The organism is Novosphingobium tardum (assembly GCF_042652045.1).
In the GTDB taxonomy this organism is placed as follows: Bacteria; Pseudomonadota; Alphaproteobacteria; order Sphingomonadales; family Sphingomonadaceae; genus Novosphingobium; species Novosphingobium tardum.
Map to the genome: position 1 here is coordinate 187048 of NZ_JBHSDR010000006.1, position 13605 is coordinate 200652.

Below are 13605 nucleotides of genomic sequence, written 5' to 3' on the forward strand. Positions count from 1 at the left end.
GAGCGGCGGATTAAGGTGATCTTGCAGGAACCCGGTCCGGCAACCGCAGCGGAAAAAGTCCGCGCTGTGCAGGGCCAGATCGCGGCGTCCCCACCGGGCGCCGCCAATGAGCCACGGAGAAAAATGATGGCTGGTAAGACCTTGAGCGCTCGTCCCAAACCCCCCGCTCCGGAACCGGTAGCGGAAAGCCCGAAGCCCGCCGCTGCCAAGAAGGCGGCAGGAGCCTCCGGAAGGCAGCAAAGCCTGCAGGACGTTTTTCTGAATCACCTGCGGAAGGGGAAGATTCCCGTCACCATGTTCTTGGTGAAGGGGGTCAAGCTTCAGGGCATCGTCACCTGGTTCGACAATTTCTCGATCCTGCTGCGGCGGGACGGTCAGTCGCAACTGGTCTACAAGCATGCGATATCCACGATCATGCCGGGGCAGCCGCTAGCTCTCGAGCCGTTCCTCGAAAGCGGCGATGATACCAACCGCAAGGCACGGCTCCTGCAGGATGTTTTCTTGTCCAGCATTCGCAATGCGGAAGTTCCCGTGACGATGTTCCTGGTCAACGGCGTGATGTTGCAAGGCCGGGTAGCGGCCTACGACCTGTTCTGCACGATGCTGGAACGAGACGGTTACGTGCAACTCGCCTACAAGCATGCGGTCTCGACCATTCAGCCCACCGCGCCCGTCGATCTCACCGGTGAGTGGGACAACGAGGACGAATCGAGCTGAGCGACGGTCCAACGTTCGGTGCCGACGAGACTGTCGGCGAAGTCACCCGGGGTGCCCGGGCGGTTGTCGTCCATCCGGATATCCGCGGCCGCAGCGGGGGCGACGTGGATCTTCGGCTCGAAGAAGCGCAGGGACTTGCGCGCGCGATAGGGCTGGAGATTGTCGCAGCCTTCGCAATCGGCGTGCGCGCTGTCCGTCCCGCCACGCTGTTCGGGGAAGGACAGATCGACCGCATCCGGGTGGAGGCGGCACAGGAAGATGCCGACCTGATTGTGGTCGACGGCTCGCTCAGCGCGGTCCAGCAGCGCAATCTCGAGGAAAAGCTTGGCCGCAAGGTTATCGATAGAACCGGCCTGATCCTCGAAATCTTCGGGGAACGGGCGGCGACCGCTGAGGGTCGGTTGCAGGTCGAACTCGCTCACCTCGATTATCAGGCCGGTCGGCTCGTCCGCAGCTGGACTCACCTCGAACGTCAGCGCGGCGGTTTCGGCTTCCTCGGCGGCCCCGGCGAAACCCAGATCGAGGCGGATAGGCGGATGATCCGCACGCGGATGGCCCGCATCCGCCGTGAGCTTGAGCAGGTGAGGCGCACTCGTGGCTTGCACCGCGAACGCCGCCAGCGCGCGCCTTGGCCTATTGTGGCTCTCGTGGGTTACACCAACGCGGGCAAGTCTACCCTGTTCAACCGGCTGACCGGCAGCGGGGTGATGGCGGAAGACCTGCTATTCGCAACTCTTGATCCCACGATGCGCGCCATCCGCCTGCCCGGCGTCGACAAGGCAATCCTGTCCGACACCGTTGGGTTCATATCCGATTTGCCGACGCAGCTCGTTGCGGCATTCCGCGCCACCCTTGAGGAAGTCACCGCTGCTGATTGCATCGTCCATGTCAGGGACATCGCCAACCCGGCAACTGCGATGCAAAAGGCGCAGGTCGAACAAGTACTCACCGAACTGGACATCGTCTCAGAAGGCGGGGGCGAGAGCACAATCCCGATCATCGAGGCGTGGAACAAGCTCGACCTGCTTGAAGGAGATGAAATTGCGGTCCGAAAGGATCTTGTTTCGGTACAGCCCGCCAACCGGCCGGCCGTGCCGGTTTCGGCGCTGACCGGCGAAGGGGTCGATGCCCTTCTCGAGAGGATCGCAGGCATCCTGACGGGTGAGGCGAAAAGATATCAATTCCTCGTCCCGGCCTCGGACGGACAACGCCTGGCCTGGCTTCATGCGCATGGCGAGGTGCTATCCGACGAACCGTCGAGCGATGAGGAGGGCGCCCAGCGACGTGTGACGGTGAGGCTTACCGCCCGCGAATTCGGGCGCTGGTCCCAGCAATCCGAACCAGCCTGATCGTAGTCAGGCTCGTTCTGCTGACTTGACGGCCTGCCATAGGGCTTCCTGATCGTCGAGAGAGCGTTCAGCGAACGGTTCGCCCTGTTTCGCCGCGTGATCCTCCATCGCTTTGAAGCGACGCTCGAACTTGGAATTGGCCGCTCGCAGCGCTTCTTCTGCACTGACGCCGTTTTTGCGGACCAGGTTGACCACGGCAAAGAGGAGATCGCCGGCTTCTTCAACCCGTTCCTCGGGCGTTGCCGCAGCGGCAAGCTCCTCGAGTTCTTCCTGAACTTTTTCCGTTGGGCCTTGGATATCCGGCCAGTCAAAGCCTTGTCGGGCAGCGCGTCGCTGCAGCTTCTCTGCGCGAAGGAGCGCAGGCAAGGCGAGTGCTACACCATCGAGAGCACCGCCAGCGCCGCGAGCTAGTCGTTCGGCAGCTTTCAGGTCCTCCCAGCGGTCGCTCTGCGGTCGGCTGTCCTGAGTTCCGTCGGCGAAAATATGCGGATGACGGGTTTCGAGCTTCGTAGAGATCGACGTCGCGACATCGGCGAAGTCGAACAGGCCGGCTTCCTCAGCCATGCGTGCATGAAAAACGACCTGGAGGAGCAAGTCGCCAAGCTCGTCCTTGAGGTCTGCCATGTCTTGCCGCTGAATGGCATCAGCAACCTCATAAGCTTCCTCGATCGTGTATGGGGCGATCGTTGAAAAGTCCTGCACGCGATCCCATTCGCAGCCTGTCTGTGGATCGCGTAGCCGGGCCATGATTGCGAGGAGCCGGGTCATGGGCTTACTATCATGCGGTTGCATCTGGGGTCCCCCGCGCAGGGCTTGAGGAGGTGCCTAAGCCCACCTTGGCAAACTGATAATATATATTATGTTAAATACACGATGGGTTGCGGTAAGAACTACCGCCAGCCGGATCGTGTAAAAGCGAACGCCGTCACGCAAATCAAAGCAACCCAAATGAGAATGATCGCGAGCCGCCTCGACCCAGTGACGCCCCGAACGCGCGTCGAACGAAAGTTTGCGCCCACAACGACCGCAGCCATCAAGAGACCGACCAAGGCAATTGCCGTCATCTGATTCAAAGCGTGATCTCCAGCCCGTCGTAACCCGGCTCGGTATTGGACGGTAACTCGCGCACAAGCGTCGCAAAATCCATGCTCTTGTCCAGATGCGTCAGAACTGCGCGCCTGGCGCTGGATCGTTCAATGAGTTCAAGCGCCATGCCTAAATGGGCATGTGTCGGGTGCGGTTCGCGCCGCAGAGCGTCTACGACAAGAAGATCAACGTCTGCAAAGAGTGCAACCATGCCGTCCGTAATTGCGCTGAAGTCAGTGGCGTAACCTACGGAAAAACCGTCGCATTCAAACCGATAACCCGTGCTCTGTGCCGGTCCGTGAGGCATCTGGCAGGTCAAGACTCCAAACCCAGCGCAGATCCGCAGGCGATCGAGAGTGTCGAGCGCGACAATCGTGGGATAGCCATGCTGGCCGGCAAAGACGTATCCGAACCTTTGCCTCAGTCGCCGAACCGTCTCGTCTGCCGCATATCCCGGAATTGCAGCGGTGCGCGCCATGCGGAGTGGACGCAGGTCGTCAATGCCATGGCAATGGTCCGCATGGTCATGAGTCCAGAACACTGCGTCGATCTGCGAGATACGGTTCGAAAGAAGCTGTTGGCGCAAGTCGGTCGATGTATCGACGAGCAAGCGGGTCCCTGCGGCGCTTTCCAGCACTATCGAAACCCGCGTACGCCGATTGCGAGGTTCATCCGGATCGCACAGGCCCCAGTCGTTTCCGATCCGGGGGACGCCGGTTGACGTTCCGGAGCCGAGCATGACCAACTTCATGCCGCGGTTGTTTCCGGAATTCTGGAAAACAACCTTCTAAAATTCGCAGTCGTTTCCTGCGCCAGGCGATCGAACGAGGTGTCGCGCAAGGCTGCGAGGAAGCGAGCTGTATCGGCAACGAATGCGGGCTCACATGTCTTGCCGCGATAAGGCACAGGCGCCAGGAAGGGTGAATCCGTTTCGACCAGAAGCCGGTCAGCCGGCAATTTGCGCGCGACTTCCTGCAAGTCGCGGGCGTTCTTAAACGTCACTATTCCTGAAATCGAGATAGTCAGGCCAAGGACGAGCATCCGTGCGGCGAAATCCGCCGACGCCGTAAAACAGTGGATGAGGGCCGGAAAAGCGCCCTTCTCCATCTCTTCCGCGATGATCGATGCAGTGTCGTGCTCTGCATCGCGGGTGTGGACAATCAGCGGCAGGCCTGTCTGGCGTGCGACATCGATGTGAACTCGGAACAACGCGCGCTGAGCCTCACGATCGGAATGATCGTAGTAATAATCCAGTCCGGTCTCGCCAATCCCCACCACGCGCGGGTGCCCGGCGGCAGCGATCAGGGCGCCGGCACCAAGGTCGGCGTGCTCGTCCGCTTCGTGAGGATGAATGCCCACGCTCGCCCAAACGTCGGGCTGGCGCTCGGCGGTCGCGACCACTGCGCCCCACTCGGATTGGCGTGTCGAGATGTTGAGAAATCCGCCAACGCCCGCCGCGCGTGCGCGTTCGAGCACTTCTTGCTGTTTGTCGACCAAACCCTTGTAATTAAGGTGACAATGCGAATCGACAAGCATCAGGACTGGTCCAGATCCAGACGCGGAAAGACAGGCGCGGGATCGACGACGCGAAATCTTGCGAGGTCGCGTTCGAGATCCGCATAGGTGCGCTGATCTACCGGTACATCGAGCATGTCGAGAATGCGGGAACTAGCTACGGGGACGACCGGCGCAATAGCGATGGCGAGGTCGCGGATACAGCCGCACAAAGTCGTGAGCACGCGCTCCATCCGTTCCGGATCGGTTTTCCGCAGAGCCCAAGGCGCCTGTTCATCAACGTACTGGTTGCAGGCGAATACCGCCTGCATCCACGCGTCCATTCCCACAGAGAACGCAAGGCGTTCGAACGCGTCGGGAAGTTCCGTCGCACAGGCAGTGCGAACTTTGTGAGCCAGTTCGAGGTCGCCATCCAGCGGCGCGGGGGATGGCGACAGAACGCCGCCGCACTGCTTCGCGATGAATGACAATACGCGCTGGACGAGATTGCCGAAGCTGTTGGCAAGTTCGGCGTTGGCCCGGGCGACGATCGCTTCGGGGGAGTAGCTTCCGTCCTGACCGAACACGACCTCGCGCATGAGGAAATAACGAAGTGTATCGACGCCGAAGCGCTCGGCGAGAGCCAGCGGATCGGTCACATTTCCGAGCGACTTGGATTCCTTCTGTCCGCGATTCAGCAGGAATCCGTGACCGAATACCTGGCGGGGGAGCGCGATTCCGGCGCTCATCAGGAAGGCCGGCCAGTAAACGGCATGAAAGCGCACGATATCCTTGCCGATCAGATGAACGTCGACCGGCCAGTAGCGCGCCATTTCCGGGGTCTTCTCAGGGTACCCGAGGCCCGTCAGATAGTTGGTGAGCGCATCGATCCAGACGTACATCACATGTTCGGGCCATCCGGGCACTTGCACGCCCCAGTCGAAGCTCGTCCGCGATACTGAGAGGTCGCGCAGTCCGGCTTCTACAAACGCGGTCATTTCGTTGCGCCGGCTTTCCGGGCGCAGAAACCCCGGATTGTTGCGATAGAGCTCGAGCAGCGGTTCCTGATAGCGCGACAGGCGGAAGAACCAGCTTTCCTCGACCGTCCACTCAACCGGCGTGCCTTGTGGAGAAAGTCGTTCCCCGCCCTCCCCTTCGCTCAGTTCGCTATCGTCGTAGTATGCCTCGTCGCGGACCGAGTACCAGCCTTCATAGCGATCGAGATAGAGATCGCCGTTCGCCGCCATCGCCTGCCACAGTGCCTGGCTGGCAACATGATGCCTTGGGTCGGAGGTCCGCTGAAAATTGTCATACGATACATTCAGGGCGTCGCACATCCTGATGAAATAGGATGACATTTCTTCGGCAAGCGCTGCCGGCTCCACGCCGAGCTCACGTGCCTTCTGAAACATCTTTAGACCATGCTCGTCGGTGCCCGTCTGGAAACGGACGTCGCGCCCGCGCAGTCGCTGGAATCGCGCCACGACGTCAGCCGCGATCGCCTCATATGCGTGGCCAATGTGGGGCGGGCCGTTGGGGTAACTGATTGCAGTGGTTATGTAATAGGGGTCCGCCATCGGCCGGGTTCTGTTCTTTTCCGTTGCGGCCGGTTTCCGGCGCTAATGCGCCGCATCTCTAGGATCAGCGGTCGACGCCAGCAACCCGCCAATTTCAAGCATCAGAATGCCGGGATCGAAATTATACACCGGCGCCTGGCCGATAAGCGTTGAAACCTTGCCATGCGCGGCGACGATCCGCCGCTGCCGGCCCGGTTCGGCATCAGGCAGCGCACGAACCAGGACCATGCGCGCGGCCTCCAGAACTGCCGCAATCTTCTCGCGATCGGGACGGGGGCCAATCTCGCCTGCCAACTGCCCACGAAGTGCAAGGTCAGCGTCACCCTCCCCCGCCAGTCGCTCGAAGAGATGTTGTACGTTGCCCAATCCGCGGTCGAGGAACGCCAAGGCGGCACCCGGAGATCCGTTTGCCGCCATCCGCGCTGCGCGTCGTTCTTCATTTGAACTGTCAGGAGCCGCTTCGACGAGAATACCGTCGATCAGCTCGTCTGGAAGATCGGCAAAGCGAAGGATTCGGCATCGCGAGCGGATCGTCGCCGGCAGTCGTCCGGCCTGATGCGCGATCAACAGGAAGAAGGTACCTTGCGGAGGTTCCTCAAGGCTTTTGAGCAAGGCATTGAACGCGCTCTTTTCCAGGTCGTCCGCCGCATCGATCACGATGGCCCGGCGCGCACCCATTGTGGGCCGCGTGGTCAACCGGCGCTGCATTTGCCGGATTTGCTCGACGGAGATGTTGCGCTTGGCCAGGAATGCTTTTCCTTCGAGGCGCTTTTTCTCTTCATCCTCGGTGGCCGCGAGCGGCGTGAGGCCAAGAATGTCGGGATGCCCTGTTGCGGGTAATTGTTCGTGGCCGTCCTCAGCCACGAGCTCAGATGCGGCGCGATAGGCAAACTGCGCTTTGCCGAGCCCGCGACGCCCAGCCAGGATCCACGCGTGGTGCATGCGTCCGCCCCGCATTGCGCCGCGCCAGGTTGCCCAGGCATCCTCGTGTCCTCTGAGGCGTGTCATCGGCCGTGCTCAAAGCGTTTCAGCGCTATCATCACCCGCCCATGGACTTCCTCCGCCTCACCGCTCGCCTCGACAATCACGAAGCGGGCGGGCTCGGCCGCGGCGAACCCCTCAAAAGCCGAGGCGACCGCTGCATGATATTCTGGCGCGCGACCGCCGATACGATCGCTAGCGTCTCCGTCACGCGCGCGAAGACGGGTTTGCGTTGCTTGTGGCTCAAGTCGCAAGACGATCGTGAGATCGGGCAACAAGCCGGCGCTGCCGATGCGGTGCAGCGCAAGGATGTCGTCATCGCACATCCCTCCGGCCGCGCCCTGGTATGCACGGCTGCTGTCGATGAACCGGTCGCATACGACCCAGCGCCCCGTTTCCAGGGCAGGCATTATGAGCTTTTCGACGTGATCCGACCGTGCCGCCGCGAAGAGCAGTGCTTCGGCCCTTGGTCCCCAATCGGACCCTCCGGCATCGAGCAGCAGCGCGCGAATGGCCTCGGCCCCCGGAGTTCCGCCGGGCTCGCGTGTCAGGTCGACTGCTAGCCCGGTTGCGCGCAGGGCGTTGGCAAGAAGGCGAGCCTGGGTGGATTTGCCCACGCCCTCCCCGCCCTCGAAAACGATGAAGCGCCCACGCGCAGCCTCATGGTCGCTCACAGCCCGATGAGCCCCAGCAGCCCGTCCCGCAGCCGCGCCCAGAAGCCTGCAACGGGCACATCGACCGCGGCGACCAGGGGGAATAGATGAGGCGGCTGTCCGGGTGCGCGAATCACGAGGTCGGCGATGGGTTGGCCTTTGCCGATGGGTGCGGAAAGAGGCCCGCTGTAACGGATTGCCAACGTGTGATCCAGTGGCTCGCCCCGGCGAACTGTGAGGAAATAGCTCTGGGGTGCGACGAGGTCGACACTACGCGCTGCGCCGCCCTGCACACGAGCAGAACCGATCACCTTGTCGGCCGGGGCGACGCTTGCGTCACTCCATCGTGCGAAACCCCATTCGAGCAGATCGCGCGCTTCGTCCTTGCGTTGCCGGGGGGTGTCCGACCCTGCGACGACCACGAGAAGGCGGCGGCCGTTGCGCAAAGCCGACCCCACAAGCCCGTAGCCGGATTCGTTTGTAAATCCTGTCTTCAGTCCATCGGCCCCGACTACGACCCCGAAAAGAGGGACGTGGTTCGGTTGAGTGATGCCGTTGTAGGTCATCGACTGGTGGCCGACATAGTGCCGATAGAGTAAGGGATGACGGCGCATCATAGCGGCTGCCAAAGTCGCAAGGTCGGCCGCCGTCGTATATGTCGCGCCCTGGTCCGGCCATCCGTTGGGCGAGCCGAAATGGCTGTCCTTCATGCCCAGCTTGCGTGCGGTGGCATTCATTCGTGAGACGAACCTTGCGGTCGATCCGTCTATCCCCTCAGCCAGGACGATGCAGCCATCGTTGGCCGAGACGGTCATGATTCCGCCGAGTAGCTCATCCACGGTCGGCGTCGACCCTCGGGAGAGGAACATGGTCGATCCCACGTTCGCCCATTTCCGGAAGGCATCATCCGAGACGACAAAGCGCTGCCCGGGCTGGAGTTTGCCCTCCTGCATCAATTCGAACGCAACGTAGGCCGTCATGATCTTCGTCAGGGAGGCGGGCATGAAGCGGCGATGGACATCGCGCGCGATCAGGACGCGGCCGGACCCAAGGTCGCTAAGCAAAGCGATTGGCGCTCTCACCTGTTCGGCTTGAGCGGGCTGCGCGCCGGCGGCAGCAGGTTGGGCGGCGAGAGCAAGCAGGAACAGGCCTGCATTGCCGAGTGTGCCCAAAGCGATCCTTGATGGCCCGTTCACGATGCGATGGCGTCGGCCAGTAGCCCCACGGACAAGGCGTAATAGTTCGAGCAGTTATAATCGAGGATGACGCGGTAATTGCCGGTCAGGAGATATGCAGTCCGTCCGGGGCCGTCCGGCTCGAGGAGCGTGGCCATGACATTGTCCGCGGCCCAAACGCCCCTCTGCGGTGCGATCCCGAGCGCCCGCCATTCCGCCATCGATTTCCACTCACTGTGCCGGGCATGGACCTGGGGACAACGCGGCGAAGCGAGCGTGGAGCCGAGCGACGCCCGGTCAAGCGATGCCGGGACGTTCACCGCCATCCCCCAGGGTTGCCCCGGTCGCCACCCAGCGTCGCGCAGGTAGTTGGCAATCGACGCGAGCGTGTCAGCGCGGCTTGACCAGATGTCGGGAAAGCCATCGCCATCGCCATCGGCTGCGACGCGAAGGTAGATCGATGGCAGAAACTGTGGATTGCCGAAGGCGCCAGCCCAGCTGCCCTGAAGCCGCGAACGCGGCACGCCGCGATCAATCATTTTCATCAGGGCGATGAATTCCTCGGCGAACAGGTCACGCCGACGACCTTCGTAAGCGAGCGTCGCCAGCGAGCGCGCCAGATCGAAATCGCCGGTATAGGTGCCGTAGTTGGTTTCGTGCCCCCAGATCGCAAACAGGATCTTGGCCGGCACGCCATATTTACGTTCGATTGAATAAGCTTGGCTAGCGGCCGCGGCGAACTGCCGCTGCCCCGCACTGATCCGCGCCGAATCGACGTGGGAGCGCAAGTAGGGCTCGAACGGAGTAAAGGTATTGCCGGTCGGGCCGCCCCCGGGCTGCGAGCGGTCGAGGCTTATGACCCGCGGATTGAAGGTCAGTCCCAAAGTCGTGAGCGCTATCGTCCTCTCGCTCACTCCCTCGCTGCGAGCGCGTGCGGCGAGCAATTGAAGGTAAGCGTTGAACCCGCTTGCCTCGTCGGAGAATTGCGCGCTTGCGGGCGCGGACATCAGCCCTGCGGCAAAAAGCGCCAGGATCGGTCGGGCAAGTCGCCGCAGCGGCGCGAAATTAGGCATCCGCCAACTGTCGCACGGAGTTTCGTTCTAGGGAATCCCTTTTCCCAGGCATTTGCAGATCGATCGCGCCGCGACGCCCCTGGCATACGGCAGGTGACAAACCGTCCTCGTAACGCTAGCCGCCGTCATCCCGGACAGGTGGCCGAGTGGTTTAAGGCAGCGGTCTTGAAAACCGCCGTGGGTGGAAGCTCACCGTGGGTTCGAATCCCACCCTGTCCGCCAATTTACTTTCTTCCCAGGGAGTCAGCCGGGAACGCTTTCAGGCTCTCGGAACATGGCGGCCTTGTCCCCAACTCCGCGCGCAGACGCGAAGAGCGACGGCAAATCGTCGAAGGGCGTCGAAACGATGCGCTCGACCCAGCTATGGAATTGCTGAAGCCCCCCTTCGTTTCGACCGAAGAGGATGCGGTCCATCGCGCCCGAGCGCATCACGGTCTGCTGTCCGAGCGAGGTCGGCAAATCTTCTTCGCCCACGACCTTCGCAAGGAAATCGGCTGTCTGCGCGGCCTCGTTCCGCCCTGCGACGTCAGGCTCGTCGGCCAGCAGGAAAAGCTGGATGGTCTCCGACTGATCCACCGTTTCGCCGGGGATGACCTGAGAAACGATGACGCCCCTGCCGCCAGCGTAGAACGTATTGATCGAGACGTTCGGAAACATGATCCACTCGCCGAACATCAGACTTTCGTCCGGCAAGTCCTCGGACGCTCGATCCCGCATCTGGAATATGTCGACGTTGTCAGGTCCGTTCCGGCCTTCGCTCGGGCGTGCAAGGCGTTGGTGCGGTCCGTAGTTGTAATAGAGCGTACGCGGATCGATTGACCCGAAGCTGTCCTTGTGAAGCACCGGGATGTGATAGAACTCAAGGTGCGCATCGAAGCAGAGCTTCCAGTTCGGACCGTTGAGAACGCGGCGGCTGATCATGCGCCAGTTCTCGAACCCGAAACCTTCCAGCATGTCGTCATAGCCCTGCAGGAATGCCGACACGTCTAGCTTCGAATGCTCGTTCAGGATGACCCAGATCATGCCAGCCCTCTCGAAGGTCGGGAAAGGCTTCAGCCCCAGTGATCCGCGGTCTGCTTCGCCGAAGATCTTCGAATAGGCGACGCCGAGCAGCTCGCCTTCGCGGCCGAAGGTCCAGCCGTGATAGGGGCAGGTAAAGCGCGCGGCCTTGCCGCAGTCTTCGTCCAGAATGGCGCCGCGGTGCGAGCAGGCGTTGAGGAACGCGCGCGCCGTGCCGTCCTTGCCGCGCACGATCAGCACGGGCGTTCCTGCCACCTGCAGCGCCTTGTAACTCCCGGGTCCCTCGAGCTCGCAGCTCATCGCAAGCATGAGCGGGAGATTGCGGAAGATGTGCTCGCGTTCGCGATCAAAGCGCTCGGGATCGGTGTAGACCGAGCTTTCGACGCTTCCGATTTCCGGTTCGAGCCGGACGGTGCCAGCATCGAAATGTCGCAGGACATCCTCCGCGACAAACTCCAGCTGCTTGCGCGCCTCTTCCTTCACTCGACCTCTCCCGACCTTGCGACGCCCCGGATAACCGATCATTATATTACGCGTGCTACTATCTCAAGCAGCGATGGTGAGACGGAAACTTCGCTGGCCACCCTTGCCGCTAACCATTCCGCAAGAGGGCCGCGCTAGTCTCTGTTCGGAAACGAAACAAAACGGGGTCCAGATGCGTCACGAAAACTTTTCCATCGACGGCCTGCCGGTGCGCAAGCAGGGGAACCGGGCGGAAGTGTCGCTCGTCTGCGAGATTCGCCAAGGCCTGCGTCCGTGGAAACCCGTTCGACTCAGCGACATCTCGGAAACCGGCTTCCGCATCGCCTGGCTTCCCGAATACGACGCCGCGCTACCGGTGCGGGTGCGCATTCCGGGGTTCGAAATCCTCAACGCGCGGATCTGCTGGACTGCCCAGAAGATCGTCGGCTGCGAATTCGAACGCCGCCTTCACATCGCCGTGTTCGAAAATATCGTGGCCCGCGCCGCCGCCTGAGCGGCAAGTTCCCGGTCCTAGATGTGAAGCGCGCGGCCGTAAGCGGCCAGTACCGATTCGTGCATCATCTCGGACAGGGTGGGGTGCGGGAAAATGCTGTTCATCAGTTCGGCTTCGGTCGTCTCCAGGGTCTTGCCGACAACATAGCCCTGGATGAGTTCGGTCACCTCGGCGCCGATCATGTGCGCGCCCAGCAGCTCGCCCGTCCGGGCATCGAACACCGTCTTCACGAAGCCTTCGGCCTCGCCGAGCGCGATGGCCTTGCCGTTGCCCATGAACGGGAACGCGCCGACCTTCACCGTGAAGCCCGCCTCCTTGGCCTTGGCCTCGGTCATCCCGACGCTGGCGATCTGCGGGTGGCAGTAGGTGCAGCCGGGGATGTTGTTGGGGTCGAGCGGGTGCGGATGAACGTCGGCGTTGCCCAGTTCCTTGGCAATCGACTCGGCTGCGGTGACGCCCTCGTGGCTCGCCTTGTGGGCCAGCCATGGTCCGGGGACGCAATCGCCGATCGCCCATAGCCCGGGCACCCCGGTGTGGCCGTAGCCGTCGATCTGGATGAAGCCGCGGTCCAGCTTGGCGCCCACTTCCTCCAGCCCGATCGACTCGGTGTTGGGCACGATCCCCACCGCAACAATCACGTGGCTGAACTGGCCGTCGACGACCGCGCCGTCCTTGCCCTTGATCTTCGCCGCGACGCCCGCATCCGACACGGCAAGGCTTTCCACCCCCGCGCCGGTCATGATCGTCATCCCCTGCTTTTTCAGCGCTTTTTCGAGGAACGCCGAGACATCGGCATCTTCGACCGGAACCACCCTGTCGAGCATCTCGACGACGGCAACATCTGCGCCCATGTCGTTATAGAAGCTCGCGAACTCGATCCCGATGGCGCCGCTGCCGATGACCAGCAGCTTGGTCGGCATCTCGGGCGGAACCATCGCATGGCGATAGGTCCAGACGCGCTTGCCGTCGGCCTTGGCGAACGGCAGGTCGCGCGCCCGCGCGCCGGTGGCGACGATGATGTGCTTGGCCTCGAGCGTTTCGGTGCCCTTGTCGCCGGTCACTTCGAGCTTGCCCGGCGCGACGAGCTTGCCGGTGCCCATGTGAACCGCGATCTTGTTCTTCTTCATCAGGTGCGTGACGCCCTGGTTGAGCTGCTTGGCCACGCCGCGGCTGCGCTGGACCACCGCGTTGAGGTCGGCAGTGATCTTTTCTGCCGCCAGGCCGTAATCCTTGGCGTGGTTCATGTAATGGAAGATCTCTGCCGAGCGCAGCAAGGCCTTCGTCGGGATGCAGCCCCAGTTGAGGCAGATGCCGCCGAGCAGCTCGCGCTCGACGATCGCGGTCCTGAGGCCAAGCTGTGCTGCACGGATCGCGGCGACATAGCCGCCGGGGCCGGAGCCGAGAACGATAAGGTCGTATTGGTCAGCCATGCATATCTCCGTGGCCCCGGGCCCTGGTTCGATCCGCGCCCAGGGTGACACAAGTGACACCTGTCACCCTCGCC

13 protein-coding genes and 1 tRNA gene are annotated in these 13605 nt (G+C 62.2%); 4 read left to right on the top strand and 10 right to left on the bottom strand.

The annotated features are described in order from the left end of the window. Nucleotides 1–126: 126 nt before the first annotated feature. Nucleotides 127–717, top strand: coding sequence for an RNA chaperone Hfq (gene hfq, locus ACFO0A_RS08885; RefSeq protein WP_379539635.1), 591 nt, complete (start codon nucleotides 127–129; stop codon nucleotides 715–717). After that, nucleotides 690–2066 (top strand): GTPase HflX, encoded by a 1377-nt coding sequence (gene hflX / locus ACFO0A_RS08890; protein ID WP_379538654.1) that lies wholly within the window; start codon nucleotides 690–692, stop codon nucleotides 2064–2066. The genes hfq and hflX overlap by 28 nt, the downstream gene beginning before the upstream one ends. Nucleotides 2067–2072: 6 nt before the next feature. On the opposite strand, the gene mazG is transcribed toward hflX, so the two are convergent. From mazG to ACFO0A_RS08930, 8 genes are all read right to left on the bottom strand, one after another. Beyond that, nucleotides 2073–2834, bottom strand: a complete 762-nt coding sequence (gene mazG / locus ACFO0A_RS08895; protein ID WP_379538655.1) for a nucleoside triphosphate pyrophosphohydrolase — start codon at nucleotides 2832–2834, stop codon at nucleotides 2073–2075. Between the two features lie 301 nt (nucleotides 2835–3135). Then, entirely contained in the window at nucleotides 3136–3903 is a 768-nt protein-coding gene (locus ACFO0A_RS08900) for an MBL fold metallo-hydrolase (protein WP_379538656.1), read from the bottom strand. After that, nucleotides 3900–4688 (bottom strand): TatD family hydrolase, encoded by a 789-nt coding sequence (locus ACFO0A_RS08905; RefSeq protein WP_379538657.1) that lies wholly within the window; start codon nucleotides 4686–4688, stop codon nucleotides 3900–3902. Before ACFO0A_RS08905 ends, ACFO0A_RS08900 begins: the two co-directional genes overlap by 4 nt. Beyond that, nucleotides 4688–6223 (bottom strand): methionine--tRNA ligase, encoded by a 1536-nt coding sequence (metG, locus tag ACFO0A_RS08910; RefSeq protein WP_379538658.1) that lies wholly within the window; start codon nucleotides 6221–6223, stop codon nucleotides 4688–4690. Before metG ends, ACFO0A_RS08905 begins: the two co-directional genes overlap by 1 nt. Nucleotides 6224–6265: 42 nt before the next feature. Further along, nucleotides 6266–7231 (bottom strand): DNA polymerase III subunit delta', encoded by a 966-nt coding sequence (locus ACFO0A_RS08915; protein WP_379538659.1) that lies wholly within the window; start codon nucleotides 7229–7231, stop codon nucleotides 6266–6268. Then, nucleotides 7228–7878: a dTMP kinase gene (gene tmk / locus ACFO0A_RS08920; protein WP_379538660.1), complete on the bottom strand. Its 651-nt coding sequence runs from the start codon at nucleotides 7876–7878 to the stop codon at nucleotides 7228–7230. The genes ACFO0A_RS08915 and tmk overlap by 4 nt, the downstream gene beginning before the upstream one ends. Next, on the bottom strand, nucleotides 7875–9053 hold the full coding sequence (locus tag ACFO0A_RS08925; protein WP_379538661.1) for a D-alanyl-D-alanine carboxypeptidase family protein: 1179 nt from the start codon (nucleotides 9051–9053) through the stop codon (nucleotides 7875–7877). Before ACFO0A_RS08925 ends, tmk begins: the two co-directional genes overlap by 4 nt. Next, nucleotides 9050–10039 (bottom strand): lytic murein transglycosylase, encoded by a 990-nt coding sequence (locus tag ACFO0A_RS08930; RefSeq protein ID WP_379538662.1) that lies wholly within the window; start codon nucleotides 10037–10039, stop codon nucleotides 9050–9052. Before ACFO0A_RS08930 ends, ACFO0A_RS08925 begins: the two co-directional genes overlap by 4 nt. A gap of 198 nt (nucleotides 10040–10237) precedes the next feature. Between ACFO0A_RS08930 and ACFO0A_RS08935 the strand changes: the two genes are divergently transcribed. Beyond that, nucleotides 10238–10327: transfer RNA gene (locus ACFO0A_RS08935), tRNA-Ser, on the top strand. A gap of 21 nt (nucleotides 10328–10348) precedes the next feature. Here the strand turns inward: ACFO0A_RS08935 and ACFO0A_RS08940 are convergent. Further along, nucleotides 10349–11650: an aromatic ring-hydroxylating oxygenase subunit alpha gene (locus tag ACFO0A_RS08940; protein WP_379538663.1), complete on the bottom strand. Its 1302-nt coding sequence runs from the start codon at nucleotides 11648–11650 to the stop codon at nucleotides 10349–10351. A 130-nt stretch (nucleotides 11651–11780) separates the two neighbouring features. Between ACFO0A_RS08940 and ACFO0A_RS08945 the strand changes: the two genes are divergently transcribed. Further along, nucleotides 11781–12101: a PilZ domain-containing protein gene (locus tag ACFO0A_RS08945; RefSeq protein ID WP_379538664.1), complete on the top strand. Its 321-nt coding sequence runs from the start codon at nucleotides 11781–11783 to the stop codon at nucleotides 12099–12101. A 17-nt stretch (nucleotides 12102–12118) separates the two neighbouring features. Here ACFO0A_RS08945 and lpdA read toward each other — a convergent pair whose 3' ends face one another. Further along, the gene (lpdA, locus tag ACFO0A_RS08950) at nucleotides 12119–13531 is read right to left on the bottom strand and encodes a dihydrolipoyl dehydrogenase (RefSeq protein WP_379538665.1); all 1413 of its coding nucleotides are present in this window, start codon (nucleotides 13529–13531) and stop codon (nucleotides 12119–12121) included. Nucleotides 13532–13605: the final 74 nt, after the last annotated feature.

Coding starts and splice junctions, on each gene's coding strand:
- lpdA (WP_379538665.1), bottom strand. CDS start 13,531: ATGGCTGACCAATACGACCTTATCGTTCTCGGCTCCGGCCCCGGCGGC.
- ACFO0A_RS08900 (WP_379538656.1), bottom strand. CDS start 3,903: ATGAAGTTGGTCATGCTCGGCTCCGGAACGTCAACCGGCGTCCCCCGG.
- metG (WP_379538658.1), bottom strand. CDS start 6,223: ATGGCGGACCCCTATTACATAACCACTGCAATCAGTTACCCCAACGGC.
- hfq (WP_379539635.1), top strand. CDS start 127: ATGGCTGGTAAGACCTTGAGCGCTCGTCCCAAACCCCCCGCTCCGGAA.
- ACFO0A_RS08945 (WP_379538664.1), top strand. CDS start 11,781: ATGCGTCACGAAAACTTTTCCATCGACGGCCTGCCGGTGCGCAAGCAG.
- ACFO0A_RS08915 (WP_379538659.1), bottom strand. CDS start 7,231: ATGACACGCCTCAGAGGACACGAGGATGCCTGGGCAACCTGGCGCGGC.
- ACFO0A_RS08905 (WP_379538657.1), bottom strand. CDS start 4,688: ATGCTTGTCGATTCGCATTGTCACCTTAATTACAAGGGTTTGGTCGAC.
- ACFO0A_RS08940 (WP_379538663.1), bottom strand. CDS start 11,650: ATGATCGGTTATCCGGGGCGTCGCAAGGTCGGGAGAGGTCGAGTGAAG.
- ACFO0A_RS08930 (WP_379538662.1), bottom strand. CDS start 10,039: ATGTCCGCGCCCGCAAGCGCGCAATTCTCCGACGAGGCAAGCGGGTTC.
- mazG (WP_379538655.1), bottom strand. CDS start 2,834: ATGACCCGGCTCCTCGCAATCATGGCCCGGCTACGCGATCCACAGACA.